27 protein-coding genes are annotated in these 26552 nt (G+C 35.6%); 11 read left to right on the top strand and 16 right to left on the bottom strand.

The window, feature by feature from the left end; all coding sequences use genetic code 11:
- Window position 1: 1 nt before the first annotated feature.
- The 12 genes from WH267_RS19470 to WH267_RS19415 form a co-directional block, all read right to left on the bottom strand.
- Window positions 2-529: a dihydrofolate reductase family protein gene (locus WH267_RS19470; protein ID WP_340010405.1), complete on the bottom strand. Its 528-nt coding sequence runs from the start codon at window positions 527-529 to the stop codon at window positions 2-4.
- 3 nt (window positions 530-532) lie between these two features.
- Window positions 533-1021 carry a DUF2938 domain-containing protein gene (locus tag WH267_RS19465; RefSeq protein ID WP_115973259.1) on the bottom strand — a complete coding sequence of 163 codons (489 nt, stop codon included), beginning with the start codon at window positions 1019-1021 and terminating at the stop codon, window positions 533-535.
- 12 nt (window positions 1022-1033) lie between these two features.
- On the bottom strand, window positions 1034-1333 hold the full coding sequence (locus WH267_RS19460; protein WP_123319504.1) for a thioredoxin family protein: 300 nt from the start codon (window positions 1331-1333) through the stop codon (window positions 1034-1036).
- Between the two features lie 174 nt (window positions 1334-1507).
- Complete coding sequence (locus WH267_RS19455) at window positions 1508-2587, bottom strand: DUF418 domain-containing protein (RefSeq protein WP_340010397.1); 1080 nt, start codon at window positions 2585-2587, stop codon at window positions 1508-1510.
- A 281-nt stretch (window positions 2588-2868) separates the two neighbouring features.
- Window positions 2869-3435, bottom strand: a complete 567-nt coding sequence (locus tag WH267_RS19450; protein ID WP_340010395.1) for a Crp/Fnr family transcriptional regulator — start codon at window positions 3433-3435, stop codon at window positions 2869-2871.
- 30 nt (window positions 3436-3465) lie between these two features.
- On the bottom strand, window positions 3466-3945 hold the full coding sequence (locus WH267_RS19445; RefSeq protein ID WP_340010393.1) for a DUF7000 family protein: 480 nt from the start codon (window positions 3943-3945) through the stop codon (window positions 3466-3468).
- Window positions 3946-3948: 3 nt separating this feature from the next.
- Window positions 3949-4689, bottom strand: a complete 741-nt coding sequence (locus WH267_RS19440) for a GNAT family N-acetyltransferase (protein ID WP_340010391.1) — start codon at window positions 4687-4689, stop codon at window positions 3949-3951.
- A gap of 11 nt (window positions 4690-4700) precedes the next feature.
- The gene (locus WH267_RS19435; RefSeq protein WP_340010389.1) at window positions 4701-5651 is read right to left on the bottom strand and encodes a helix-turn-helix domain-containing protein; all 951 of its coding nucleotides are present in this window, start codon (window positions 5649-5651) and stop codon (window positions 4701-4703) included.
- Window positions 5652-5808: 157 nt separating this feature from the next.
- Window positions 5809-6147, bottom strand: a complete 339-nt coding sequence (locus WH267_RS19430) for a nuclear transport factor 2 family protein (protein ID WP_340010388.1) — start codon at window positions 6145-6147, stop codon at window positions 5809-5811.
- Window positions 6148-6225: 78 nt separating this feature from the next.
- Complete coding sequence (locus WH267_RS19425) at window positions 6226-6951, bottom strand: class I SAM-dependent methyltransferase (protein WP_340010386.1); 726 nt, start codon at window positions 6949-6951, stop codon at window positions 6226-6228.
- Window positions 6952-6961: 10 nt separating this feature from the next.
- Entirely contained in the window at window positions 6962-7879 is a 918-nt protein-coding gene (locus WH267_RS19420; protein ID WP_340010384.1) for a GNAT family N-acetyltransferase, read from the bottom strand.
- Between the two features lie 117 nt (window positions 7880-7996).
- Window positions 7997-8413, bottom strand: coding sequence for a GNAT family N-acetyltransferase (locus tag WH267_RS19415; protein ID WP_123319496.1), 417 nt, complete (start codon window positions 8411-8413; stop codon window positions 7997-7999).
- 811 nt (window positions 8414-9224) lie between these two features.
- Here WH267_RS19415 and WH267_RS19410 point away from each other — a divergent pair.
- From WH267_RS19410 to WH267_RS19365, 11 genes are all read left to right on the top strand, one after another.
- Entirely contained in the window at window positions 9225-9575 is a 351-nt protein-coding gene (locus WH267_RS19410; RefSeq protein ID WP_123320102.1) for an immunity 51 family protein, read from the top strand.
- A gap of 123 nt (window positions 9576-9698) precedes the next feature.
- Window positions 9699-10193 (top strand): hypothetical protein, encoded by a 495-nt coding sequence (locus WH267_RS19405; RefSeq protein WP_115973249.1) that lies wholly within the window; start codon window positions 9699-9701, stop codon window positions 10191-10193.
- Window positions 10194-10933: 740 nt separating this feature from the next.
- Entirely contained in the window at window positions 10934-13027 is a 2094-nt protein-coding gene (locus WH267_RS19400; RefSeq protein ID WP_340010380.1) for a type VI secretion system Vgr family protein, read from the top strand.
- A gap of 4 nt (window positions 13028-13031) precedes the next feature.
- A complete protein-coding gene (locus WH267_RS19395; RefSeq protein WP_340010378.1) occupies window positions 13032-14420 on the top strand; it encodes a hypothetical protein in 1389 nt (462 codons plus the stop codon).
- Window positions 14421-14426: 6 nt separating this feature from the next.
- Window positions 14427-18776, top strand: coding sequence for a DUF6531 domain-containing protein (locus tag WH267_RS19390; RefSeq protein WP_340010376.1), 4350 nt, complete (start codon window positions 14427-14429; stop codon window positions 18774-18776).
- The gene (locus WH267_RS19385; protein WP_115973245.1) at window positions 18776-19411 is read left to right on the top strand and encodes a hypothetical protein; all 636 of its coding nucleotides are present in this window, start codon (window positions 18776-18778) and stop codon (window positions 19409-19411) included. The genes WH267_RS19390 and WH267_RS19385 overlap by 1 nt, the downstream gene beginning before the upstream one ends.
- A gap of 136 nt (window positions 19412-19547) precedes the next feature.
- Complete coding sequence (locus WH267_RS25200) at window positions 19548-19748, top strand: Imm43 family immunity protein (protein WP_115973244.1); 201 nt, start codon at window positions 19548-19550, stop codon at window positions 19746-19748.
- A 194-nt stretch (window positions 19749-19942) separates the two neighbouring features.
- Window positions 19943-20593 (top strand): RHS repeat domain-containing protein, encoded by a 651-nt coding sequence (locus WH267_RS19380; RefSeq protein ID WP_340010375.1) that lies wholly within the window; start codon window positions 19943-19945, stop codon window positions 20591-20593.
- A gap of 15 nt (window positions 20594-20608) precedes the next feature.
- Window positions 20609-21037, top strand: a complete 429-nt coding sequence (locus tag WH267_RS19375; protein ID WP_115973238.1) for a hypothetical protein — start codon at window positions 20609-20611, stop codon at window positions 21035-21037.
- A 572-nt stretch (window positions 21038-21609) separates the two neighbouring features.
- On the top strand, window positions 21610-22533 hold the full coding sequence (locus WH267_RS19370) for an alpha/beta hydrolase family protein (RefSeq protein WP_340010373.1): 924 nt from the start codon (window positions 21610-21612) through the stop codon (window positions 22531-22533).
- 2 nt (window positions 22534-22535) lie between these two features.
- Window positions 22536-22976 carry a tetratricopeptide repeat protein gene (locus WH267_RS19365; protein WP_123319487.1) on the top strand — a complete coding sequence of 147 codons (441 nt, stop codon included), beginning with the start codon at window positions 22536-22538 and terminating at the stop codon, window positions 22974-22976.
- A 9-nt stretch (window positions 22977-22985) separates the two neighbouring features.
- On the opposite strand, the gene WH267_RS19360 is transcribed toward WH267_RS19365, so the two are convergent.
- The 4 genes from WH267_RS19360 to WH267_RS19345 form a co-directional block, all read right to left on the bottom strand.
- Window positions 22986-23510 (bottom strand): AAA family ATPase, encoded by a 525-nt coding sequence (locus WH267_RS19360; RefSeq protein WP_340010372.1) that lies wholly within the window; start codon window positions 23508-23510, stop codon window positions 22986-22988.
- A 292-nt stretch (window positions 23511-23802) separates the two neighbouring features.
- Window positions 23803-23943, bottom strand: a complete 141-nt coding sequence (locus WH267_RS19355; protein WP_185018804.1) for a bacteriocin-like protein — start codon at window positions 23941-23943, stop codon at window positions 23803-23805.
- A 594-nt stretch (window positions 23944-24537) separates the two neighbouring features.
- Window positions 24538-24783 carry a hypothetical protein gene (locus WH267_RS19350; RefSeq protein ID WP_340010370.1) on the bottom strand — a complete coding sequence of 82 codons (246 nt, stop codon included), beginning with the start codon at window positions 24781-24783 and terminating at the stop codon, window positions 24538-24540.
- Complete coding sequence (locus tag WH267_RS19345) at window positions 24773-25612, bottom strand: class I SAM-dependent methyltransferase (RefSeq protein ID WP_340010369.1); 840 nt, start codon at window positions 25610-25612, stop codon at window positions 24773-24775. The genes WH267_RS19350 and WH267_RS19345 overlap by 11 nt, the downstream gene beginning before the upstream one ends.
- Between the last annotated feature and the right edge of the window lie 940 nt (window positions 25613-26552).

The following is a 26552-nucleotide window of genomic DNA, read 5'->3' as shown; positions in this document are numbered from 1 at the left end:
ATTAATACATTATCCTGTAATGCAACTGTACAAGTCCACTGTCAAATCTTTTACTGGAGAGCAGTTCTAAATTCTGACCGGGAATCTCATCCTTAAATAATTTTGTTCCCTTCCCTAAAATGGCAGAGATTACAGAAATTATTAATTCATCAAAAAGCTTGGCTTTTAAAAGTTCATTAACCACAAAACTACCACCATCACAGAAAATAGATTTCCCTTCTTCCTTTTTAAGAGTTCGAACCAGTTTGCTAAGGTCTCCGGTATAGAAGTGGAGATTACCAATAGACTGCCGTGTTTTTCTTGTGACGATATAGGAAGTTTTATCCTGATGCGGGAATTCCACGTTCTGAGAAAGGATCCAGTTGTAGGTTCTGTTTCCCATAATTACAGTGTCTGTCGTATTTGTAAATTCATGATATCCATAGTCTTCAACTTCTGTTTGCACCCGGCTGAGAAAACTGAGATCATCATTGGGGCCAGCGATATAACCATCGAGTGAAGAAGAAATATATAAAACCAATTTTCTCATAATTTACTTAAACAAAATTGATATTAATACTCCAGACATATATAAACCAATCCCGTAAATAAGATGGGCCTGAAGACTTCGAAGTCTGGCAATATGAGGATTAGGCAGCTTAGAGGCCGCAATTCCAAAACCAAAAGCAGGCTGCATCATAAACCACGGTGCTAAGGTTGTGGCAAGACCAATAAAAATAGCAGGAAAAGCCGTAGGATGTACCAGCCAGCCCTGGCCCCAGAGTAAAAGTAAAATATAGGCAAATGCAATCCCAATAGAGTAGTGGGCCAGCCACCCGAGAGCTTTTTCTCCCGGGATAGGAGTGGCCTGTATAATATTAGGATGGCTGAATGTTCCATTTTTGAAATGCCCGATCCATCGCCCTACTATACGGTAGTCGAGGGAAGGAATATTCCAGAACTTCTTGATGATAAGAGCGTACACATCCATAAAGATGGTCGCTCCCACACCAAGTAACACCGCATTAATTAACACATTCATTGTTCTTCAGATTTATCTTAAACTGTTCAGTTTCTGCTCCAGTATCATTTCCGAAAGCACGCCTGAGCTTCGCCACACTTCTACATTGTTTTTTAATACCACAAATGTAGGAACTGATCTGATCCCGTATTTAACTGCTAATTCCTGGTTTTCGTCCACATCTACCTGCTGTACGTTCAGCCATTCATCCAGTTTCACTTTTAATGTATTCACTACAGGCATCATCATTTTACATGGGTAACACCATTCAGCATAAAACTGAAACAGCATTAGTGAATCTATTTCCTGTACGTTTTGGTTTCTCTCTGTCATTGTTCTAAAATTTATTGATACAAAATTAGAGTAGCCTGGTGGAGTTTTGCTGACACAAATCAGAGTGAAAATGGTACAAATCAAAGATTTTAAAAAGAAAAGAAACTGAAGGATGGAAGTTATGATAGTTTTTAAAAATGATGGATGTATTGTGTTTTGAATGTGAGCTTTATGTTAATCTGTTATTCTTCTCATCATCATTTCCAGTGGCCCCTGTTTGAACTTTTTGCTCCATAGCTTACTGAAATACATACTGAGAATAAAAAATAGTCCGGAATACAGTAAAATATAGATTGGTTCTACAGTATTTTTCCTGCTCATAACATCCAAATAATGACTACCTTGTAGTAAAGAGAATACAATAAGCCCGATGCTGAGATGAGATACATAATGAGTCAGCGTGATCTGGCCGGTTCTTGCCAGATCTATAGCCCAGGCTTTTTCGGAAATATATTGACTTACAAACATAAATCCTGTAATCAGCATCATTCCGAAACCGGTTGTATTCATGAGAAAAGGTAATACAGGTGGAATATAATCTGCATAGATAAATTCCCAGGTTTCAGCACTCAGATCCATAAATGTACTACCATAGCGCATACCTTCCACAAAAAGATAGAGAATAAGACCTGTCAGAAATATGTTTTGTTGCGTCTTCCTCAAAGTCCAGTCAAGTCTTCCCAGATAAAGTCCTGTCGCAAAATAGGCAAACCATGGAAATATAGGATTCCAGCCGTTATAAAATGTGTTTCTGATGAATCCGGAAAACGTCCAGAAATCAGGATATTCAAGGGTCGTCAGATTCCAGCCTGTTTCAAACGGGATGACAAGCAGTAAAAAATGAAATATGATAATGGCCGTTGCAGCCGCAACCAGATAATATTTTTTATCCATGAACACAAGCAATGCACCAATACTCATATAGCCGCCGTAAAGATGAAGAATATCTGCAGGCCACCAACAGCAAAACAACATTCCGAATACAAAAAGAAAAACGGCTCTTTTAAGAATGATGTGACGGAGTCTTTTCCTGTCTTCTAGGGTATATTCCCGAATTCTGTTCGTCATCAGAGCAACACCCATTCCTGCGAGGATCACAAATACAGTACTGGAATGCCCGCTGAAAAGTACCAGAAATTTCCCTGAAAGAGAATCATCATGATGATTTCCGAATACCATATTAAAATTGACAATAAACATCCCGAAAATAGCGTACGCCTGGGCCAGATCAAATCCGATGATTCTTTTTTTCATACTGCAGAATAATTTTGCAGCAAAAATCAAAATTATGGCTGGGGATTCCTTTGATAAAAGTCAAAAAAATCAAGAAGGACTGGAAGCAGGAAGCTAGGAGTAATTAAGGCTTTTGAGTTGGATCAGGAGCGTTGAGGTAAGTGAAGAGTAGAGCTAAAGCTATTATTGATAAAGCGAACTTCTTTATTCATCTTTAATGAATCTTAACTTGTTTAAAATTTTTATTTTCCTTACGATTTATCTAACAAAGTTCAGCCTCAGCACTTTCAGCTCCCATCTTATTACCTTTTTGCCCTTATCCTGCTTAATGTTTCCAGAGAAATACCCAGATAAGAAGCAATATGGGTAAGCTTCAGATGATGAAAATATTCCGGGGACTTTTTCATAAGCTGTTCATACCGTTCCGTAGCATTCAGAGAATGAAAATCAAAAAGCCTGTCTTCCAGCCACAGGATATATAGTTCTGTGAGTAGAATATCATATTCCATGAGTAGAGGGAATTGCTTCTTGATAGTTTCAAAAGCGTTAAAATCTACAGATTCTACGGTTGTATCAGTCAGGCATTCGATAATTTCCCTGCTTGGTTTTTGGTTGATATAACTTGTAAAGGAAATGGCAATGTCACTTTTGAAGAAAAATTCAGTCGTAATTTCTTTTTTATCAGAATAAGTGAATTTTCGGGCAACCCCCTCAGTGATCAGATAGCTTTTCCTGCACACCTTGCCTTGCTGTAACAGGATTTCACCTTTTTTAAACTGCTCTTTAGCTGTTATTTTTTCTAGAGCTTCAAGAGTTTCCCTGTCAAACCTGGAAATAAGGAACTGAATTTTCTCAATGTGTTCTGTCATAACTGAGTTTTTGTTCTTATCTTATTGTTTTTATGACAGAAGTTTCATAATTTCAGGAACGGTTTCCAATGTTTTTTTTCTGATGACTTCCTGAATAGCCTGCTCATTTTCAAAATCAGGATTTTCTACAAAAATAGTTTCCAATACAGTATATTGAGGCATTGTCACCAGATGTTTATTCCACGAAGCTGATTTTAATTTTTCCCAATATTCCTGTTGAACCTCTGCATTTTGTCCCATCAGCCACAACTCAAGCTGCATCTTTTTATGATTGAGAACAATACCGAAACGCAGTTTATGGTCACGGAGAGAAGAATCAAAAAACGGAAAATAAGTGTAGTCCATATAGCCTGGAGAAATATTTCCTACAGAAAATTTTTCTTTGAAATGCCTTGAAAAATCAGCTTTCACCTGCATCATAAAACGCAGGAGGTACAGATAAACCTGGGGGATTTCGTCTTCATTAACTATTTTTTGATAGCTTTTTACAGATAAATTAATGTCTTTCATCGGTTACAGATTTTTTACAGATTCCGGGGATATTAAATTCCATTTAGCAAATAAGCTGAGATTTAATTTTTTAGCCAAAGCAATAGAGGCCGTATTGTCCAGCTGACAGCGGTATTGGGGTTCGTAGCCATCCTGTAATGCTGCTTTTGAAATCATCCGGACTGCCTGTTGAGCATAGCCTTTTCCCCGAAAATCATTTAATGTAATCACTCCAATATCCGAAAGTTGAGTGTCCTGCCAGGGGTACATACTTGTTGCAGTAACCAGCTGATTCTCTTCAAAGATACCAAATGTTTTCCAATGATCGAGCTCCACAAAAGCTCCATCCAGATCTTCTTCCGTAGACAACGATTCAAAAGTTGAAAAAAGCTCAGCATCATGTTCGGTTAAAGGGCGTGTGTTTTCCGGTGAATGAAGATTTAAAATAGCCCTTTTTTCCTCTTCAGGGAAATAAAAAATATAATCTGCACCATAGAGAAAAATCTGTTTATCCTTTAAAATGTTCACAAACTTTTCAAAATCAAGCGTAGTAAGACTGATGTTTTTGAAATATTGTACCACTTTAGAATTGATGATCGCCCAGTTGTTCCCGGATGGAAATTCCAGGGTCATGATCTGGCTGTCTTCTTCAAGATCATCATTGAGGAATAAGGTAAAAGTGGGATGGTCACAGAGAACTTCCCCCTGAAACTGATCTTTCCAGTATTCCTGAACAATGGGAGAGGTGATTTTAGTGGTGTACATTCTTTCTTTATTTAATGTTTATGGTTTTTACGATATTGAAGCGGAGTGACACCGGTTTGTTTCTTAAAAAAGCGTCCAAAATAGGAATCATCTGTAAAATTAAGATCCATGGCAATCATAGAAACTGTATCACTGGTTTGGATAAGCCTTGATTTGGCTTCCTGTATCAGCTGTTTCTGAATAAAATGGCTGGCAGGAAATCCGGTAACCTCCTTAATGACATCATTGAGATGATTAGGGTGTATATGCAGGAGCTCCGCGTAGTCCGCAACCTGTTTTTTTTCCATAAAATGCTGGTTCACCAATAATTGAAACTGTGCAGTCAACTGGTCCTTTCTGGATAGAGAGAAGGCATCGGCAGAAGTTTGCTTATTGTAAATACGTTCAGACTCCAGAAGGATAACATTCAGAAACATACGGGTGAGAAGGTCATCATTAAAAGTAGTCTTTTGACATTTTTCACTGTTTAGCTTCCAGAAAAGATGCTCCATCATCAGGATTTCTCTTTCCGAAAGTTTGATGAACGGCTCCTGATTAGCCTGAAAGAAAGGAAACTGGTTGAGTTTGATCTGATGTTTAATACAAAGCAAAAAATAATCAGCATCAAACATGCAAAAAACACCCTTTACGTTATCACTCCAGCGTTCTATGGCATGAAGCTGATTTTCTCCAATGAAATAGAGGGTTCCAGGTAGAAAATGGTAGAGTTTATGGCCAATGCTTTCCTTTATTTCCCCTTCTGTAAGCAGAATAATACTGTAAAAATTTCGTCTTGTCTGTTTGCCTTCTACAGGTTTCTGACCTTTTTTAAGATCTTCCAGCTTAGCGATTTCCAAAAAACCATTTCCGTGGACATAAGTAATATTGTTACATTCTTCACAGAAAGTAGCAGGGGCATTCTTCAGATAAAATTCTTTGAAATCCTGTTCATTTCGTAGTTCTCTGATCTCAGCCTGTTTCATATTCTCATATTTTTTCCGAAGGTTATTCTGTTGCCATAAAGATAAGTACAGATCATGGTTTTCGTACAGCAAAGCATCTATGAATTAGATAGAAAATATAGATAAGGCAGCCATTTCTCAGAAGTGGCTGCCGGATTATATGATATTTGAAAAATAGTTACTGATCGTTTAGCAGCGGTCTCGGGTCAAATAATACCTTAAAGGAACGGATCTTTCCATCAATAATCTGATACCATCCTGAAGCCTCTACAGCTTTGTTTCCCATATCAATCGTATACCAAAGGCAAACATCTTCACCTGAAGTAAAGGATTTAATAATCTGGTATTTAAGTTTCATTTGCTTCATTTCCTGCATGTAGACAGAAGCACCTTCTCTTGTTCCCAATACTCCGATAAATTTAAAATCAGCATCAAGAAAGCTTTCTGCCTGTTCAAAATTTTCATCATTTAAGTATTGGATAAACTGTTCCACGATATTTTGGTTTGTATTACTCATTTAGATTGTTTTATAAAACAAAATTAGAAGATAAGTATCGAACTGCTCTGTGACTATCGTCACAAAATGAATATAATTTTAATTTTTTTCAGCATTGATAATTATGACAGGAGGACGGTGTATATGCTGTTCAAAATCTGGACGGAGCTGTAACAGTTCCTTGTCTGGACTTGGTTCTTCCACGTTTTTTAAAAGAAATCCGGCTTTTAATACCGCGTTGATAACAGTACTTAATTGATGATGGTATTTCTCAACATTTTTTACAAACCAGTCCTGTTTTCTCCGGGTTTCCTCAGTATAGCGATTCACGAGCCAGTATTTTTCACCATTCCATTTTTTCCATGGTTGTAGTGCTGCAGTACAGACAGGATGCTCCATGGAAAATAAAAATTGTCCGTTATTCTTTAATCCATTGTATATTTTTTGAAAAAGAATAGTCAGATCTTCAATATAATGCAACGTCATGGAACTTATAACCAGATCATATCTATTATTGCCAAAATCAAAATCTTCCAGGGCAGAATGTACCCAGTCTACATTGGGAGAGGAGATTCTGCTTTGTGCCTCATGCAGCATTTTCTGTGAAATATCCAGCCCGGTTATCTGTTTAGGGTTTTGTTGTAATAAAGACTGGATCTGATGCCCAAGTCCACATCCCATATCCAGAATAGCTTTATTCTGAACAGGATGTAATAAGTTTTTCATTACCGGCTGTTCCAGTAATTCATTTAAACCCTTATCTCCATCACGGAGTGCCCTATATCCGGAAAAAAAGTCCGGATCATCATAAATATTCTGCTTCATAATCTTCCTTTTAAGTGTGTGACAGCACTGGAATGATCAAAGAATTTTTTTCAAAAACAGATTTTAATTCTGGCGTGACAAAAAGTTGTAAATCATCATCTTTCCATGGCCTGTACTGAAAATACCTTTGCTCCGGACTAAAGCCCAGTACCACTTCATCAAGCAGAATATCATCAAACGCTGCGATAACTTCAGAGAGATTTGTTTTTTCGGGGCTGAAAATCTCTAAAATATGCAGTGTTTTGTCCTGTATCTCAATCACAACCGCACAGTTAAGCTCTTCAATCAGGTAAACAGAATCTTTGTAGCCCATTTCCGGGTTAGCATAGCAGTAGAAGAAAGCAAGACCCTTACTTTTTGTGGGAAAGGCCGTATTTGAAACAGCATTTTCAACCAGATATTCAAATAATTTTAAATCAGCTTCCTGATCGAGTTCCAACTTTCTCTTTGTTGTTTTCTTTAAAAAATCAAGATTTTCAAAAGCCTGGAAGGCTTCAAATTCCTGTACCGGAATAAATCCGAATTTAGGATAAAAATCCAATACCGTTTCATTGGCAAAGAGAAATATTCCATCTGTCTTCCCTTTAAAATCATGTAGGATTTTCTCCATTAAAAAACGGCTCAGTCCTCTATTCTGATAGCTTTCATCTGTCATTACGGTACCTAATTGAACCAGTTTTTTAGACTTTCCCTCAATATTACCATCAAATAAGCTTACCGTAGTATGGGAAACAATAATATCACCGTCAAATAAAGAATATAAAATACAGCTGTCATCCCAAAATCCTGACTGATAATAGTTTTCAAAATTAAATTCCCAGACATTTTGAGTCAGGCGGTTAAATTCCAAGCGTAATTTTTCTTGGTCCTGATATTGAATATATAAAGTGTAATTTTTGTTACTGATAGAAACGCTTTCTGTCTTCATTGTTCACGTATTTAAATAGTATTTCAGCCTAAGTTTCATTATATCTGTCTTAATTCATAATAGCTTGTTACAGTTTTTGAAGTTTGATAATGACAACTTTTTTGTCTCTTAGTGGCCTTACAACGTTTTCCGGTAATAATATTTCTCAAAACCTTTGGGAAAATCATGCTCAGTTCCTATTTTTTCAAACCCAAGTTTCTCATAAAATTCAGGTGCCTGGAAACTAAAAGTATTCAACGCAATATAGCTGCATTTTCTGGCCTTTGCTTCTTCTGTCGCTGCATTCATCAGTTGTTTTCCCAATCCTTTGTTTTTATATTCTTCAGAAACCGCCAGCTTCTGAATTTCCAGAGTGCCCCAGATAGAACGTCCGTATAAACCTCCTATTATCCGATCATTATCAAAAATGACAATTTCTAAAGGTTCGTTAATGCTGTCTATGTTCTTCGTATTGTGTAGATTATGCTGATAAAGAAGTTTTGATACGGTATCATAATATTCTTCTGTAATACGGTCTTTTTTTATTATTTCCATGGATAAATATAGCTGTAAAAGCTTCAGAGAAAGCTATATGGATTAAAATCTGGTTTAAATTACAAAAAAATGAGTGACAAAACCCGGAAAAATTATGGGATGTTGTTTTTTTATACCATTGTGATGATCCTTATAAAGGAAGGCTGGAAGAGTATTTTTTATTTTCTGGTAAACTCCACGTTTACAGTTTTCAGTAAGTATTGTAGTTGGTAATTGTGGTTATTTTTTTTCAATAACGATAAAATGATTAATTATTTCACTTACTAGTGTGAAAAAAGTGTTTTTTATAAATGTTTTATGTTGTGAGTATTGTTTTGAAAAAAAGGATGTTACCGATTTTTTTTATATCCATAATAATGGAATTATTGTTAAAAAGTCGTAGAACTACTACAAATTTTCAGATTAAGGGCTTAAAATTTTTTGAATATAAATAAGCGTTTTATATTTGTTTTACCATCACTCAATAACAAAATATTATTAACGATTAAAATTTACGATTATGACAACAGCCAGAGAGGAATCTTAACATTCAGAAAAGGAGAAGAACAAAAGCGGTTAAAGCATTTTCTGATCCACAGCAGTTAACTAATTATACAGTTTCGAACGGTATCATGATGGCGAATATCACCGTTTTTACCGGAATACTATTCTTATCTGCTGACTATTACTCTTTTTTGACTTATTAATATCAAATTATTTCTGAAGCTTTAGGTTTCGGAGGTATTCTCTGATGCTAAAAAAGAGCAGAAATAACATATCAAATTATTATAAGAATTACGGTACCGGAAGGAAATTAACAAACTTGAACAATATGGACATTAATCATTTTAAAGAAACAATTAAACCTTTTTTCTGGGTAGAACATGATAACAGCTTTTCAGTTTGTCTGGAAGCAGGAAGTTATAAACAGGAAGTCTTTACCTCCAGGGCAGACGAAGGTTTTGAAGGAAACGGTTACGACTGGGGATCTTTAGCTCAGATTTTTCTTACTGAGAAAAGACCGGATCTAAGCAAAAGTATACGGTTTGATCCGGAAGGAGGAATGTTCTGTGCCTATTCTTCTGAAGGAGATAATTTGAAGGACTTTATTCTGGATTTTAAAAAAGCCTGCGAAGATGAAGCCTTAATAAGAGATCTATTTTCAAGAGCCGAATTGGATTGATGCTCACCATAAAGTGGAGGTTGTGGAAACATCAGCAATTAGTCCATCAGTTTTTAATAGAAAAAGAGTTGAGGTGACAGGATTCGGCAAACAATATTTTAAAACAATCTAATAAAAAATAATATGAAGAAAATATTTTCAGAACTTAAAGGCTTTGTGATATACAGTCCGGAACTTTTAGCTCAATATCTGCAGGATCATAATCTGCCGGGAAACAATATCCTGAAATATTTCGTTGAAAATGAGCATGGAGATGAGATCACAAGATCCGGAATTGCCATTCCTGTGATAGGGGTGGAAGAGGATTATTATTCATTCTGCATTTCGGCTAATGAAGATCGGATCCTTGGGAACGAAGAAGTTTCTGCTCAGTCTGATGGCTGGATATTTCAGACTTCCAACAATGAACTGAGAGTGGTAGGAATTGGTTATTTAAAGGATATTTCAACCATTAACGATGAAAACAGCATAAGGCTCAATCTGGAAAACGGATGGTTCTCACTAAGAATACGTGCCGGCCATAAGAATGGGGAAAGGCTGTTTGAACTTAACACGAAAAAGCAGGAAGCCAAACCAGACTTTAACGGAGATCTTGCTACTACCTATTATTTTAATTAATGGACTGTATCAATGTTTAAGCTATTGTCTGGTGTATAGAAAATATTCTGGAGCAGAATGATGAACTTTTCTTATGGGGGAGAATCATTATGCTGCTCTGTTGATATCACTGCAGATAGCAAAATGACAGATACCGCTTTAATGTTTTAAGGAAATAAATAATCTTCCGGAAAGCCTTAAAACCATATATAAATGAAATTTTATGACAATAACAGAAATGTATTGTAAACATTTTTTCCAGATATAATAGGGTAGTTAAAATATAAGTTTTAAAGAATTTAAATTACTGATAATTCAGACTGTAAAACAGCCCGGATTATTTCTGTTTCTATACCAAATAAGGGGTGTTTCTTTTGCGTAATCTCTTATAAGTTCTTCTATAACAATGAATCGAAAAATGATGTTATCTTATTCATTATCAAAAAGTCGTAGTTCTACTACAATTTTTAAAATAACAGCTAATTCATTTTGATGTGAATATTTAAGGTGATATATTGCATAACCAAATCAATAAAAAAACTTAATGAAAAATAACAGCATTCACCTGAATAATAATTGCTGCTAAACAGCCTTGAGTATTGATCCTTTTGATACTCTTTCTGAAAATTATCCTCAAAGACAGTCCGGAAGTAAGTTTGCATTGAGGCCATTGTATCTTACCGACCGTCTACCTGAGCAGAATGGTCCAGCCTCTGAAGGTAAAAATTTCTATATATCACAACCGATAAAATGATCACATCATGTTTAAAGAAGAAAATAACCTGTCCAAAAAAGGAACAGATTCAGTAAAAAAAGTAGATGTAGTAAATAATATCCAGGAGATAGCAACGAATATCCCGACTTCCAATAAGACTCTATCAAATATTAAAACTGCTGGCAGTGTTGCTCAGAGTTTTATGAACCAACCTCTGATACCTACTTCTCCAACCATAGTGCAGGATAAAGTTTGGTCAAAACAACCCACTTCAAAGATCTTCAATGCAGAAGGTATTTCAGAAAGTGCCATTGCAGGAATTAACAGAGTGGTAAAACTTGAAATTTTTGTAGAAGGTAAAGAAATTAAATTTTTCAAGAATTTTAAACTTACCCAAAGCGCTGTCAAACACCACCAGTTTGATCTTGTTCTGGCTCATGACACTTTAGGAAGCGCTGAAAACCATAACCTTGAAGAGGCACAGAGTTTTCTGGGTAAAAGAGTAACTGTCGTTTTTAAATATAAGGATGTTGAAAATAGCCCCGAACGAAACTTTGTAGGTGTCATCACAGAAGTCGGTTTTGGACAGGATAAAGGAAGTTTGGGTAATGTCATTTTAACTGGCTACAGCCCAACGATTCTATTGGATTCTGCGCCCCATACACAGAGTTTTGGAGGAAAACAGGAAATCAGCCTGAACAGTATTGCTGACCAGGTAATGAAGGAAGGATTGGGAAGCAGTAAATTTGATGTCAGAGTAGATTCACAGTACGGAAACGTATCTTACAGCTCTCAGTATGATGAGACCCACTATAATTATCTGGCGAGAATTGCTGAAGCTTATGGAGAACAGTTTTTCTATGACGGTGAAGTTCTTCATTTCGGAAAGCTTCCTCCGCAGCAGAAACCGGTAACTCTTACTTATGGCAGCAATGTGGCTGATGTAAAGATCAAAATGAAGGCACAGCACGTGAAGCCATCTTTTTATGGATATAACAGCAGCAAAAATGAAAAGCTAACAGGCGGTAATTCTAAGATCAGCCATACTTCTGATATTGCGAAGAGGGCTTATGAAATTTCAGAAAAGACATTTATCACCCCATCATTGAGCGTTGCACCAATAAAAGCTGCAAAAATGACTGATGTTGATGCCTCTCAAAAAAGTGCGGCCGGAAGCAATTCGGTAAATGTATTTACAACATCCGGTACCACTTCAGTCCCATTTTTGTATCCGGGATGTACGGCAGATATTGAAATGCGTAAGCCTGATAGCAATGAGACCTCATATTTTACAAAACTGATGATGACTGAAGTTACTCATGAAGTAGATGCAAGAGGATATTATACAGGTTCTTTCGAAGCCATTGCAGCAGATACAGGTTTTATGCCACGACCAGATTTTAACAGTCCCAAAGCTGAACCTCAGTTTGCAAAAGTAATTTCCAATACAGATCCCTTAAATCAAGGCCGTATACAGGTGCAGTTTGACTGGCAAAATGGCTCTAATACCACTGAATTTATCAGAGTAATGACACCTGATGCCGGAAGCAGTGAGAAAGTAAGTAAGAATCGGGGATTTATGGCTATTCCGGAAGTAGATGATCATATTATTGTCAACTTTGTACACCAGCACCCCGACCGACCGTTTGTAATGGGTGGAATGTTTCATGGCGGTGCCGGCGGCGGCGGCGGTCAGGGCAATAATGTCAAAAGTCTGAGCAGTAAAAGCGGCCATACCATCAGCCTTAACGATGCTGGCGGAATTACAATTACAGACAGAACCGGCGGAAATATTATCACAGTGGATGGTACCAATACCATTTCTGCGGTAGCCAGTAAAAAAGTGACACTGGATAACGGAAAGTCATCAATCACAATCGATGATGAGACTATTACGATTCAGGCTAAAAATATTCATATTACGGGTGAAACTATTGTTTCTATGGGAAGTGGTAAAGCTGGAATAGAATTAAGTTCAGAAGCCAATGTGGCAGCACTTTCCGGAGTAACTGTTACTACTTCCGGCAGTAAAGAAGTACAAATTACCGGGAAAGATACCAGCATTAGTGGTACTAAGGTATCCATGGATGGATCAGGAGAAACAATCATAACGGGAGGTCTGGTTAAGTTAAATTCATAATAGTATGGAAACTTCATCAATTGCCCAGGAATATTATAAAATCCGGGATCTATGGCTTGCTGCTGAACAAAAAACAAACTGGAAACTGGCTGTTTGGGTAGCACAATATGCTGATGTAGAAATGATCGATAAATTCATGCAGATTGAACAATCTCCTGTTGGTGAATCAAACGATATTTTTTTCCGTTTTGAAACAGAATATAAGGGAGACAGACCATTATTTGAAGAACAGTTATGGAATGAATTTCTCTCATGGTTTACTCCACATTCTCAAAAAGATAAAGACATTCATCGGGCATTATGGGAAAACAACTTTATAACGGAACCTTTTGTTCCGGATGAGTCATTAGTCCCCAACGCTATAAATCTATTTGGTGAACTTGAACGGTTAAGGGCCAGTATAAAGGATCAAAATGAACAGTTCTGTTTCTGTCTTTATTTTCCATTGGCAGTACAGACCAAAATGAATATAGCACAGTGGTTTCAGCAGGTTGTAGAACATCTTCCTGATAACCTGCGTTTAGTTTCTATGGATCTTGCGGAGGAAAGACGTATTCAGCTTCAGGGAAAGAAAGATAACGAGTCATTGTATCATTATTTGTATCCGAAGCTTAAAATGACTGAAGCTATTAAAAATGAAATGTATAAAGCCAGTGATAATTACAATTCGGTAGATCCTGATGCAAGATTCAGGAAACAGGTCATTGTGGTTATGGATTCTACAACACAAAAAACTCAGAACAGGACCGATATTGAAGTAAAACGTCTGCTTGATATAACCAAGGAAATAGGAATTGTTTCGTCAAAAATTGCAGGATTATTAGTGGCTGCTCAGGCCTATTTTTCCTTACAGAAAGTTAAAAAAAGTGAAGAATATACAGATAAGGCACTTGAAGAATCATCAAAAGCAATGGAAAAAGATGATGCAACGGGTTATCCGGTATGGAAATCCTGTATGTTACTGAAAGCAGCTCTGCTATTTGGAAATAAAGATAAGAATGGTGCTCTGAAGATCTATGAAGAGTTGTCTGAAAAAGCATCCAAAAGACAGGATGCGTATTATGTGATGGAAGCTAACCGATTGATATCCCATATCTATTATGAGAAAAATGAACTGGCTAAAGCCTTTGAAAATATCCTTTTCTCTTTAGCCGCAGGAGCTTATCTTGAAATTGATGTGAGAAGACAATCTACGTTTTTACATGCAGCTTTTATGTGCCTTTACCTGGGTGAAAAAATTAAAACAGCTGCTGAAGTAAACGAAATAAAGCTGCAATTGGCAGATTGGTTGGGAGACGACTGGGAAATATTATTGGCACAGGCTGGGGTAGATTCAGCGTCATTAAAAACAAACCCATCAATTTTAGACAAACAATTATCAAAATTTAAATAATATCCCATGTCAGATATAATAGGAAAAGTAGCAACTGCTCCGGCTCCAAGAAAGGGCTTTGGGGAACTGTTTGGTGAAGCCAAAAATAAATTAGATCATTTACAGAAGGATATGGCCAGTATTCTTCCGGCCATACCGGGAATGCCGGTAGGTAAATATTTCGACCTGGCTATTGGGATAGATTTCCATGAAACAATATTTCCACCATCACCTTTGTTGCCTGTACCGCACATCGGGATGGTTTTTGATATCATGAGTGCTATCATGAATGCCATTTCAAGTGTATTGCCGGAACCACCTGCGCCTCCTGCAGACGGATCGGCACCACCAACCAGTTTTGCTTCTGTTTGTACAGCAATAGTCAATGGAATGAAACCCTCTGTTCAGGTTCATGGACAATGGGTAGCTAACGCAGGAACCGGAATTCAGCATTTACCGGGAATATTCCTGCATATTCCATTTCCTATTGTAAAACCGATTGCAAGCTCCGAAATGTTTTTAGGAAGCAGTACTGTATTAGCCGATGGCGGACCATGCAGTACCCAATTCCATCTTGCATTATCCTGTAATCTTATAGGAATTCCTGCTCCCTTCAGGATTACCAAACCAAAACCTAAAGTGGCACTGATGGCTCCTACTTCAATGCTTCTCATCATAACTTCTGCCGGGAAACCTGTATTGGCAGGCGGACCACCCACCATAGATCTTTTTCAGCTGGCGATGAGCCTTGGGCTAAAAGGAATGGGTAAACTATGGAAGAAAACAGGAGATAAATTCCAGGATGTTATTGATGGTATTAAACCAAAGAATCAGAAGCTGGCCAGTGTTTTACAGCCTGTAAAGTGCCGGTTGTTTGGTGAACCGGTGGATGCGGCTACAGGAAGAGTATATTCAACCAATACCGATATTAAATTATCAGGACCGATTCCTTTCGTCTGGCAGCGTACTTATTACAGTGATGCAGAGGCTAATGGACCTTTAGGGTATAACTGGCATCACAGTTATAATATGGGATTGTATGACCTTGGAAATGATTTTGCCTCTTTACGGCTGTCAGATGGGCGTGAAACTGTTGTCCCTTTATTGGATACCGGAGAAAAATACTTTAACAGAAAAGAGCAGCTTACTTTTACGAAAGACGAAAAAGGATATTTACTGATTGATTCCGATAAACTACATTATCGCTTTAATGGCGGGTTAAACAGAGAAGGCTATCGTATGCTTTCCTCAATAGCTACGGCAGATGGATTCAGTTTGTCATTTGATTATCATTCCAATGGCTGTCTGCAGAAGATTACAGACAGTACAGGCAGGATCATCAGGGTAGAAAGTGATCAGCATTATCGGATTACCCGTTTGTATACTGTAGCTGAGAACAGGGAAATTACCTACATTCAGTATCGATATGATGAGCTGGGGAATATGATCCGAAATAAAGATGTGATCGGTGCTGAGAAACATTTTTATTATGATGGTCATTTGCTGGTACAACTTACTAACCAGACAGGACAGAACTTCTATTGGGAATATGATGGAAAAGGCGATGATGCCAAATGTATTCACACCTGGGGTGACGGCGGAATTCTGGAATATTTTACAGAATATGAACCGGGACGTACGGTTACAAAAAATAGTCTGGGATTCACAGCAGAATACTTTTTTGATGAAAGTAAACTGATTTATAAGATCATCGATGAAAACGGAGGGGTTACCCACCAGAAATATAACAGATTTCAGGAGCTCGAACTGATTGTAAATGCCGAAGGGCTTACACGGAAATACCTGTACACAGAAAATGGACTGTTGAAATCCATTGAAAATGAAAATAATGAGCAGACTGTTTTTCAATATGACGATTCCTTTGATCTGATCAAGGTCACAAGTCCCGGTGGGGCAGAACTGGAATGGACCTATGATGAATTGAGCAGGATTATTTCCAAAAAACTTCCTTCCGGTGAAAAGCTCTACTACGAATATGAAGGAATGCATCTCCGAAAAATTACCGATGATAAAAAGCGGGCTGTTCACTTCTTTTATGACAAAGCTCATCATCTCGTTCAGATCACCTATCCGAATGATACTTACAGCAAATGGGAATATGATGAGCAGGGCAATGAGATCAGTGAAAAAGATCCACGTGGCAACATTACCTGGTATAAATATGATGATGCCGGAAACGTTATTTATTTAAAAGAACCGGACGGCAACGAACATTATTTTGAATATGATACTTCCTATAATATTGTGCATGCAAAAGATGATCTGCATGATGTACGGTTCAGATACGGAAGCTTAGGGATTCTGCTGAGCAGAACCCAAAATGAGCGTACTGTGAAATTTGGTTATGACACCGAATTACAACTGAAAAGCATCAGCAATGAAAAAGGAGAAGTCTACCGCTTTGCCTTGGATGGAGTAGGCGATGTGATCAGTGAATGGGGATTTGACGGATTACACAGACAGTATGAGCGTGATCCTATAGGCAGGGTGAAAAAAGTTATCCGCCCTGATAACCGTTGGACGGAATACGATTATAATGGTACAGGAAATGTCATTAAAGAACAGCATAGCGACCTGTCATTTGCAGGATATACTTATAACAAAGACGGTTTCTTAATAGGCGCTTTAAACCAGGACATCCATCTGAAGATTCAGAGAGGAAAGGATGGACGTATCCTTAAGGAGCAACAGGGGCAACACTGGGTAAGCAAAGAATTTGATAAAGAAGCGAATACTTTATCAGTACAAAGCTCATTGGGAGCTGATATTACCAGCCAGTATGACCATTTTGGGCAATTAACTGAAATGGAAACCGGAAACTGGAAAGCTCAATGGAAGTATGACGCCACAGGACTGGAAATACAAAGGGAACTGACCGGAGGAATCAGTCAGATTACAGAACATGACCAGCTTGGAAGGGTAGTACGAAGAAGTATCAGCAGCCATAATGTAGAACAAAACAGAACCCGTTATTTGTGGGGGACAGCCAACCGATTGCTGAAAACCCTCAATGAAGTGACGGGAGCAAGTGCAACCTTCAGTTATGATGCCTGGGATAATCTGGTAAGTGGTACCTACCATAACCGTAAAGAAACAGAAACCATTTACAAGGCTCCTGATGCTATTGGTAACCTGTTTGAAACTCCTGACCATACAGACCGTACTTATGGTGCAGGAGGAAAACTTCTGAAAGATCTGCGTTACAACTATTATTATGACGCCGAAGGAAACCTGATCTTTAAGGAATTCAGAAAAAGTACCCAACAGGCCGTTATATCAGCTTCTACCATAGAACATAAATACGGCATCAGCCTTATGGGCAGTGGTGTCGGCTGGCAATATGAATGGAAAGGCAACGGAATGCTGGCCAGGGTAGTATTACCAAAAGGCGGTGAAGTAAACTTCTCCTATGATCCTTTAGGAAGACGTATTGCCAAAGAATATAAAAATAAAGTAACCCGCTGGCTGTGGGATGGCAATGTACCTCTTCATGAATGGGAATATGAAGGCCGCTTCCCACCGGAACTGATTATTGATGAAGAAAATAATGTACAGGAGGTTGCAGAATCTGCAGAAAATGTAATAACTTGGCTCTACCAGGACGGAAGCTTTGTTCCTTGTGGTAAAATTGTTGGTGAAGAGCAGTTCAGTATCATCAGCGATTATTTAGGTACCCCCACTCATGCTTATGATAACAATGGTTCGTTGGTTTGGGAAAGGGAATTGGATGTATATGGTTCTTTAAGAAAAGGAAATAATGATTTTGTTCCTTTTTTATATCAAGGGCAGTATGTAGATGCAGAGACGGGGTTGGCTTATAATCGTTTTAGATATTATGATAATGAGTCAGGGAGCTATATAAGTCAGGATCCAATTGGCCTATTAAGTGGTGAAGATAATTTGTATGCTTATGTTTGCAATTCCAATTGTGCAATTGATATTTTTGGTTTAAATCCAATTGGAGAGATAAACGAAGAATTAGCGAGTTTAGCTAGACAGGTACATGATTTATCACGTGACGAAATTGCAAAAACAAGAAGTACTGTATCTATAGCTGAAGTTGAAGTAAATGGGAAAAGCACACTTTATGCAGCTAGAAGTGGTGAAAAGAATTTTACTCCAGAACAAATACAAAAGTTAAAAGACCTTGGAGTTCCTGAGGAGAATATAATAACAGTTCCTCGTAGGAAACCAAACCCACGTATAAAAGGTGATAACTTAGCTAATCATGCTGAACGAATAATAGAGAGAAATTTACCAGAAGGAGCAGAAGTGAAAAAATGGGGAATATCTTGGGCTGCAAAACAAAAAAATGAAATGTGTTCAAATTGTAAAACTCATTTTAATCATCATTAATGAATTATAAAGAATATCAAAATTTAGTACAAAGTGAATATCAAAATATTTTAAAAGAAAATGTTTTGTTCTGGAACTTATGGAATATTACTTATCCATTTGAAATTTTAATCCAATATCAAGATGACTATATTGAAGAATACCAAATCTTCAATACAATGTGGAATTGCTGTTGGGAAATAATTGAAACAGGGAATATTCAAATAGAAAAATTTAAACAAATTTTTGAACAAAATTATCCATTTGTAATGGATGAGGAAACAGGTGAAATTATAAATCCTAAAAGTATTCTTCAGAGTAATTATGATGAATATAGTGATGATGAACTCCCGGAATTATGTATTAATCAACTAATTTATCGTTTTGATACTATTTATAAAGGAATTGTCAATAATGAGGAAAGGTATGGTGAATATGCGGGAAACTCTCCAATTGAGGTAATTGCACTTATTGTAGCTTCCAATGAATTAGGTTTCATTATTAATAATATGGATTTACCAATTGTTAATAATGAGGTAGAGGCTCAGATTAAACTCATGACAGAGTTAGGGACACCACAAGACTTTGGCTTTGCAGATAGAAATAGGTTCAGAGATTCTAATGCAATGAATTCTATAACATATCAAGAATATTAATACTAGTGACTTCATTAAATGAATGATTTGTAAGTTTCCCAAGAAGCTTTATACAAAGAAAGAGCATTCCTTTAAGAGACGATATTACTCTTTTTGATTCTTTTGACTCTTCTAAAAAAAAAGTTTTACTCTGATATTGGATAAAAATATCTTTGTTTTAATAGAGTTTTCCTATAGAAATTCATTGGTTTTCAATAGTAAAAATTTAGTAGATGATCTTGTTACTAAGTTTGCAGATGTTTATATTTATAAAACCAAAGGTTTTCCATTTGTTTATGATAATCAATATGATGAAGAATTAGTTTTTTTAAATAATGAATATTTGGTCACTGTATAGAATAATGTAATCATTTCAAAATATTAAAAAGCAAGCTTTCGGCTTGCTTTTTAATATAAAGGTTATATCAGGAGGGAAGCTTTGTTCCTTGTGGTAAATTCGTTGGTGAAGAGCAGTTCAGTATCATCAGTGATTATTTAGGAACACCAACCCATGCTTATGACCATACTGGTTCTTTAGTTTGGGAAAGGGAATTGGATGTATATGGTTCTTTAAGAAAAGGAAATAATGAGTTTGTTCCTTTTTTATATCAAGGGCAGTATGTAGATGCGGAGACAGGTTTGGCTTATAACCGTTTTAGATATTATGATAGTGAAGCGGGAAATTATATAAGCCAGGATCCCATAGGGCTTCTGTCAGGACAAGATAATCTTTATGGTTATGTAAAAGATATTGGAACTTATGTAGACTTATTTGGGCTTGCAGGTACAGCATGGGATGCAATAGACTTTTTCAGGGATCAAAATGGAATGCCAGTTTTAGGGAACTCAATTCCTAAAATAGGTGATGGAAAAGGTACTGTAGCATTTGTTAAAGTTAATGGTGAGAAAATATTTGGTATAAATTCTTCTTTACTTGGAGATGGTGACAAGGATCTTTCAAGAGCATGGAGAGACAAAATTGGGTTGGGTGCTGGTAAAAGTCAGGTATTCTTCCATGCAGAAGCATATTCATTAATGAGTGCGCATTCCAAATTTGGAGAGTTACCAAGTAAAATGACTTTATATGTGGATAGGGCTACCTGTCCAAACTGTCAAAAATATCTACCTGGTGTAATGAAAGCTTTGGGTATTAAAGAACTGGAAATAATAGATAAAAGTGGTAAAAAATTACATTTACACTAAAATAAATTAATAAATATGATTGGAGCACAATTTTTAATTGAAGATTTTAAATCTGATTCAAATATCAATGATTATAAGCCTTACTTTTTAGATTATGAGGCAAATATAAATGAATATTCCAATTCAGGATATTTTGAATATAAGAATGAAGAGGGTGGAGATATTACCCTATTTTTTGTTGCCGTAAATGGAAAATTTTCTCTTAGATATGATGACAATATCCCAAATTCAAGTTCAGAGCCTAGTTATTATAGTATTGGAAATCCTGATTCAATAAATCAAATTATTGATGCAGGTGATGAAAATATGATTCCACTTGGATCTTTATTAGATGCAGATACAGCATGGTTAGTAATCAATGAGTTTTTTGAACATCCAAAACAAAAATCAACATCCATAAAATGGGTAAATGCAGAACAACTGGATTGGGATGGAGTTGAATAGATTGACTTCAACATATTGAAAACATTAGAAAAAATAAATATTGCAACCAAAGTAAAACTCTTACTTTGGTTTTATTTTAAAGATTTTTATTCTGAAAATAAGGACTAACTGATTAGAGGCGATTGAATCGTATGAAATAAAAAATAATTATTATATAGATATTATTTCAATTTTTGAAATGTGCTATGTTGGCGAAGAGCAGTTCAGTATCATCAGCGATTAATTAGGAACATCCAGATCATACTGGTTCTTTGGTTTTGGAAAGGGAATTGGATGCATATGGTTCTTTAAGAAATGGAAATAATGAGTTTGTTCCTTTTTTATATCAAAGGTAGTATGTAGATGCAGAGACGGGGTTGGCTTATAATCGTTTTAGATATTATGATCTCGAAAGTGCTGAGTATAATTATGTCCAAACTGTAAGAGTTATACAAATGGTTTTATGAAATGTGGAATTGTTGTCAATAAATAAAAAAGCACAAAACTTTTTGTAGATTTAGGTATTATAAAAAAGTTTGCAAAATAACCCTGTAGGCTTTATTTTTTACTTCATAAAAAAGTATAAACTAAACATGAAACTAAATATTCTTAAGGCATTGAGTGTTTTTAAAAATCGCTTATTTTCCAGGCAGTTCCTGATGATTACTCTTGTAATATCCTTTTTCTTCATTTACAGTCCGGCATTAGCAATGCCATCGAATGTTACCGTTAAAAACGTAAAGTTTTTTAGTGAAGGAGATTCGCTTGCTGGAACCCTTTTTAAACCCGACAATATTTCTTCAGCTGTTGTTCTTGTTCATGGGTCCGGACAAGAAAAAAGGATGATAGAATTGGCAACACTTTTGGCTAAAAATGGGATTGCTGTTTTTACGTTTGATAAAAGGGGAGTAGGTGAATCAGGAGGTACTTATGCGGGACCGGAAGTAGGGACTAATAATGTAGATTCTCTAAATCTCAATCTTTTGTCATCAGACGTAAGCGCCGCGGTGAATGTATTGTCTCAACATTTGTTAAATGATAAGATATTGATTGGATTGATGGGAGGTAGCCAGGCTGGCTGGATCATTCCTTTAGCTGCCGGAAAAAATAAGAACATTAAATTTATGACCATATTTAGCGGAGCACTTATAACCGTCAAAAAACAGCTTCGTTTTCAGTTTTACACCAATGGAAATTCAAAATTTTGGGATACCCATTCAGAAGAAGATGCACGGAAGCATATCATGAATGATCCTGATAAATATGAGTTCATAGACACAAACCCCCGAGAATCCCTTTCTAAATTATCAATTCCAGGATTATGGATTTTTGGAGGAAAAGATATACAGGTCCCTGTGAACTTATCTATTGAATATCTGAATTCTTTAAAGTCTAGGAACAAAAATTATGAATATAAATTGTATCCGGAATTAGGACACAATACTGCATTCTCAGGCTCTGATGAACCTGTTAACTATGCTATTAAATGGATAAGAAATATAAAGTCATCTAACTGAATATGAAAGGGAAAAAACAATTGGAAACAGCCAAATCTATTGGATTAAAAATTACTGAATATCCATCTGTGCTCTCATATGAGGAAAGAATAGAACTTTATTGTACATATTCGGAATTAATAAGAAAAAGCGCTTATTCAGGCAATAAAGAGGCACAATATTGTTATGCTCAATTGTTTGACACAATGTCATTTATGGCCTTCAATAATTCCCAATATAATCCTGAGAAATGTATTTATTGGTATTCAAAATCAGCAAAAGGAGGGTATGCAGAAGCTTACAATAATCTGGCTGATTTTTATGAAAGAGGAGAAGGAGTTCCACAAGATTTGAAGAAAAGCTATGAATTGTACAAAAAAGGAGCTGAGCTTGGTTCAATGACAGCAAAATCAAATTTGATGATCTTTAAAAGAGACATCAAAAAGGGGAAGTATAAATTCTAGCTTTTGGGATCAGAGCCTTTCTAAATTTATTATTTTGTCCAATACTTGCTTTTTTCTGTTTTCTAAAGTTCCGGTTACTTCTAAAATTTCAGTGCTGAAGTCTCCAATCCAATCCTCTAAAATATCATTTACCTTGTGTCTTAGATTAGGTAAGTCTGATTCCGGACATATTATTATATCTACTTTTTCTATGGGAACAAAAATTAAGAGGTCCAGCTTGGAAATTGCGGAGCGCATTTCTTCGTAAAGAGCTGATATATTTTTTGTTTTGCTTATCACATCAATGTAGGCCAATAGATCTAACGGACACCTGTCAAAAATTATATTGCCTTCACTGTGTTGTATTTGTTCTACAGAAAAGTTGAATTGTTCTATATAATCATCCAATGAAGGGATTTCTGAGAATAAATATCCTTCCTCCTCAAGTTGTAGATAAGGTTCATTCCTGAATTCATAGTTAGGCAAACTATCCACAATCTCTTCTGCTAAAGTCGTTTTTCCGACTCTATGTGAACCTGTAAAAGCTATTCGCATAATTTATTAGTTTCTTTATTCTGTTAATTACATTTTCATTATTAGTTTTCAGAGTATTATTTCTGTTAAACAGTTTCTTGTAGTTTGCTTAAGTTCTGGAAATTATAACTAGGTTTTAGGAACTTGGTAGGAGTGTAATGATTCTCTGTGGACGACTGTATGGTATTTATGAGAAAAGGGTCTGTTGTCTCTATAGCAAGAAAGCGAGAGGCTAACAGATCCCTTTAATTTTAGTTTAATTATTGCTTTCTGTAGTTTCTTAAATATTTTTTGAAACACAGCTTTTTAATTTTTAAGGTTCTAGTGCAGGACCACCACATGATTTATATGGAACACATGTTAATTTATCATTTACAAAACATAGCCTAATACAATCTCCTCCTCCAACAATTGTTTTTAATTCTGCTTTTTCAAGTTTTTTTAAATTTTTCATATTAATAATATTTTTATGTTGTAAAGCAAATGTCAAAAATAATTATTGCATTATAGTTGAGATTAACAAATTTTAACTATAATATGGTGGTGATTTTTTTATTCCCGTAGATAGCGGAAATTAGAAGGACAATGTCTTGAAATTATAGTTCTTATAATATTTGTGGCAGGGAAAACTATCAAATTATTTTGGTAAGTGTGCAATCAATTCAACTTCCAATTTTGCTTTCGGCGCATATAGTCGTTCTATTTGTACCCATGCGGTGGCTGGAAAGTCTCCTTTGTAAAATCACTTTCTAACGTAGTTGTATTTCTTCATGGTTTCAATATCTGTTGTATGTAAATTTTCTTTTACAATATTTTCAAATGTAGCACCATAACTGGATAATGAAGCTTTTAAAGCGTTATAAACACATGTAATTACCAAAAAGAGGACAGTATTATTTGATGTTGTCCTCTTTTTGCTCATTTGCCAAGGCATTCTAAAATCAAATTTATAGCTGCTTCTATCCGTTGTATAGAGTAATCAGCTTCAATCTCCAATTCGCTGATTGTCATTTCCAGTTTTGTCAATGTTTCATTGCGAAATTTTCCATTACATCAATCTAAAAATTGATTTTGAGCCATCATTTTCTGCTGTTATTCTTTTTTTAACTCTTTTCATTTGGCTGTAATTGCAAACTTTATTTTCTACATATTCGATTTTGTATTCGGATAGAAGCTGTACAATTATTTCGTTTGTTTCATCTTCGCTAAGTCCTATTCTTTCCCCGAGGTCGATTTCATTTAGCTGACCATCATTTTCTATTAATACTTTATAATATTTTTCTTTATTTCCCATAGTTATGTTGTTTTTGAACAGCTATCATCATATGTGGACTGAATGGAAGAAGATAGCTTTCATTTTCAGTGATTTGGATAAGTTCTATCAATGTCTTTCGCTTTTTATCGGTTAGCATACTGGCATAAAAATCTTTATCCAGCCATACCATACCCTCAACCGCATAAGTATTTAAGTGTTTTAATTCTTGGTCTGTAAATTCGTTCCTTAATTGTTCCGGTTTATGGTAAAATGCTTCAGCTAAAAGCCATGGAAAATCATCAGACGGATTATGTTTGCCCGTTGTTAATTCTTCTTTACACATTTCAAAAAATGACTTACTATGAATTAAGCCATTTAAAAGACCAACTAAAGTTGATGCTGTATAATTAATGGCAAACCCCAAAATAATCCCATTATTTTTTAAAATACGTTTAGCTTCGCAAATAGCTAAGTCTCTATCCTCCTTTCGTTGGAGGTGATAAAGAGGACCATGAAGTATTATTAGGTCTGCAAAACTATTTGGAAATTCTAATTTTCGGGCCTCTCCTAAGTGAACAGAAAAGGTATTCTTTAATCTATTCGCTCTTTTTTGGGCTATTTCTATATGTTTTGGGACTGGTTCTACTAAATGAACTTGATGTCCTTTTTTGGCAAGCCATTCCGAATACTTTCCTGTACCCCCACCAATATCTACTATTTTTAATGGTGAAGTTGAGATATACTTTTCTATAAGTGATTTAATTCTTTCAAACTCAAATACCCCCATTCCTTTGTTAAGGCGAGTTTCTTCGGATGCCTTATTATAAAATATCTCTATATTTCTACTTATTAACTGTTTACTATTCATTGTTTTGTTGTCGTATTATCATCATTTTGAAATGTTAGAATACACTGCAAAAAGTGGTAGGGCAATCGATTTGAGAATCGTTTGTTTTATTTATGATTAAAAAAATAAGTTGATATAATTTCTATGCATTAAAAATCAAAGATTTAATGCATTAAACACTCTTTTTTGAGTTCGTCTTTCGAGTAAGACGCAGATAATATGTTAGATATAGTATAACAGACCACAAAGATAGAAATTTTGGATTGGTTTCGTTAAGATTTAACACTTTTAATAGTAGCAAATTTTTGATATCTTTATCACTGCTGTATCGAATGCTGTAAATTAGGTCATTTTGATACGCTCCATTTTACTTTTTTTTTAAAAAAAACTGAAAGTTATTGATTTTTAGTCTTTTGATGCTTGTGGGTAGGGTAGATAGGGTTTAAAACCTCTATAACCAATAGTAGCTGTCTCTAAGTTGCAAATTTCCTGTGAATCAAATAAATATGGATTATTTTCCGTAAATAAAAAAACTACTGGAATCAGTAGGTTTTTTCTGCTTTATTGTGGAGAGTGATGGATTAGAACCTTGTGTTTTAAGTTATTGAAAATCAATTGATTTTTAAAATATTTTACAAAAGTGCCACGAATTTGCCACAACTCTTTATATCTGAATAGCTACAAAATCTTAACGATCATACCTAAATATGCTTTAGTTTCGATATTCAAATACAGAGATAATAGAATTCTTATACTATAAGAAAGTGTAGATATAAAAACTAAACCTTTTTTAATTTTTATAAGGTTTCCAATTTTACTGAAGAGTACAATTTTAATGTTTTCGTTAATCATAATTAAAATGCATTTAAAGGTTGTCGCTTTTACTTTAAAATTGAGGGCTGTTTTGGTTGATTAACCTTATGTTTCACGAAAAAAAACATTGAATTTTAAAATATTTTTT

This window comes from Chryseobacterium sp. MYb328, assembly GCF_037572595.1.
In the GTDB taxonomy this organism is placed as follows: domain Bacteria; phylum Bacteroidota; class Bacteroidia; order Flavobacteriales; family Weeksellaceae; genus Chryseobacterium; species Chryseobacterium pennae.
Note: the sequence above shows the minus strand (reverse complement) of the source record. Positions and strands in the feature narration are given on the sequence as shown.

Excerpts from the sequence above, each read along its gene's own strand:
- WH267_RS19470 (WP_340010405.1), bottom strand. The coding sequence starts at position 529 with ATGAGAAAATTGGTTTTATATATTTCTTCTTCACTCGATGGTTATATC.
- WH267_RS19465 (WP_115973259.1), bottom strand. The coding sequence starts at position 1,021 with ATGAATGTGTTAATTAATGCGGTGTTACTTGGTGTGGGAGCGACCATC.
- WH267_RS19460 (WP_123319504.1), bottom strand. The coding sequence starts at position 1,333 with ATGACAGAGAGAAACCAAAACGTACAGGAAATAGATTCACTAATGCTG.
- WH267_RS19455 (WP_340010397.1), bottom strand. The coding sequence starts at position 2,587 with ATGAAAAAAAGAATCATCGGATTTGATCTGGCCCAGGCGTACGCTATT.
- WH267_RS19450 (WP_340010395.1), bottom strand. The coding sequence starts at position 3,435 with ATGACAGAACACATTGAGAAAATTCAGTTCCTTATTTCCAGGTTTGAC.
- WH267_RS19445 (WP_340010393.1), bottom strand. The coding sequence starts at position 3,945 with ATGAAAGACATTAATTTATCTGTAAAAAGCTATCAAAAAATAGTTAAT.
- WH267_RS19440 (WP_340010391.1), bottom strand. The coding sequence starts at position 4,689 with ATGTACACCACTAAAATCACCTCTCCCATTGTTCAGGAATACTGGAAA.
- WH267_RS19435 (WP_340010389.1), bottom strand. The coding sequence starts at position 5,651 with ATGAAACAGGCTGAGATCAGAGAACTACGAAATGAACAGGATTTCAAA.
- WH267_RS19430 (WP_340010388.1), bottom strand. The coding sequence starts at position 6,147 with ATGAGTAATACAAACCAAAATATCGTGGAACAGTTTATCCAATACTTA.
- WH267_RS19425 (WP_340010386.1), bottom strand. The coding sequence starts at position 6,951 with ATGAAGCAGAATATTTATGATGATCCGGACTTTTTTTCCGGATATAGG.
- WH267_RS19420 (WP_340010384.1), bottom strand. The coding sequence starts at position 7,879 with ATGAAGACAGAAAGCGTTTCTATCAGTAACAAAAATTACACTTTATAT.
- WH267_RS19415 (WP_123319496.1), bottom strand. The coding sequence starts at position 8,413 with ATGGAAATAATAAAAAAAGACCGTATTACAGAAGAATATTATGATACC.
- WH267_RS19410 (WP_123320102.1), top strand. The coding sequence starts at position 9,225 with ATGGACATTAATCATTTTAAAGAAACAATTAAACCTTTTTTCTGGGTA.
- WH267_RS19405 (WP_115973249.1), top strand. The coding sequence starts at position 9,699 with ATGAAGAAAATATTTTCAGAACTTAAAGGCTTTGTGATATACAGTCCG.
- WH267_RS19400 (WP_340010380.1), top strand. The coding sequence starts at position 10,934 with ATGTTTAAAGAAGAAAATAACCTGTCCAAAAAAGGAACAGATTCAGTA.
- WH267_RS19395 (WP_340010378.1), top strand. The coding sequence starts at position 13,032 with ATGGAAACTTCATCAATTGCCCAGGAATATTATAAAATCCGGGATCTA.
- WH267_RS19390 (WP_340010376.1), top strand. The coding sequence starts at position 14,427 with ATGTCAGATATAATAGGAAAAGTAGCAACTGCTCCGGCTCCAAGAAAG.
- WH267_RS19385 (WP_115973245.1), top strand. The coding sequence starts at position 18,776 with ATGAATTATAAAGAATATCAAAATTTAGTACAAAGTGAATATCAAAAT.
- WH267_RS19375 (WP_115973238.1), top strand. The coding sequence starts at position 20,609 with ATGATTGGAGCACAATTTTTAATTGAAGATTTTAAATCTGATTCAAAT.
- WH267_RS19370 (WP_340010373.1), top strand. The coding sequence starts at position 21,610 with ATGAAACTAAATATTCTTAAGGCATTGAGTGTTTTTAAAAATCGCTTA.
- WH267_RS19365 (WP_123319487.1), top strand. The coding sequence starts at position 22,536 with ATGAAAGGGAAAAAACAATTGGAAACAGCCAAATCTATTGGATTAAAA.
- WH267_RS19360 (WP_340010372.1), bottom strand. The coding sequence starts at position 23,510 with ATGCGAATAGCTTTTACAGGTTCACATAGAGTCGGAAAAACGACTTTA.
- WH267_RS19355 (WP_185018804.1), bottom strand. The coding sequence starts at position 23,943 with ATGAAAAATTTAAAAAAACTTGAAAAAGCAGAATTAAAAACAATTGTT.
- WH267_RS19350 (WP_340010370.1), bottom strand. The coding sequence starts at position 24,783 with ATGGGAAATAAAGAAAAATATTATAAAGTATTAATAGAAAATGATGGT.
- WH267_RS19345 (WP_340010369.1), bottom strand. The coding sequence starts at position 25,612 with ATGAATAGTAAACAGTTAATAAGTAGAAATATAGAGATATTTTATAAT.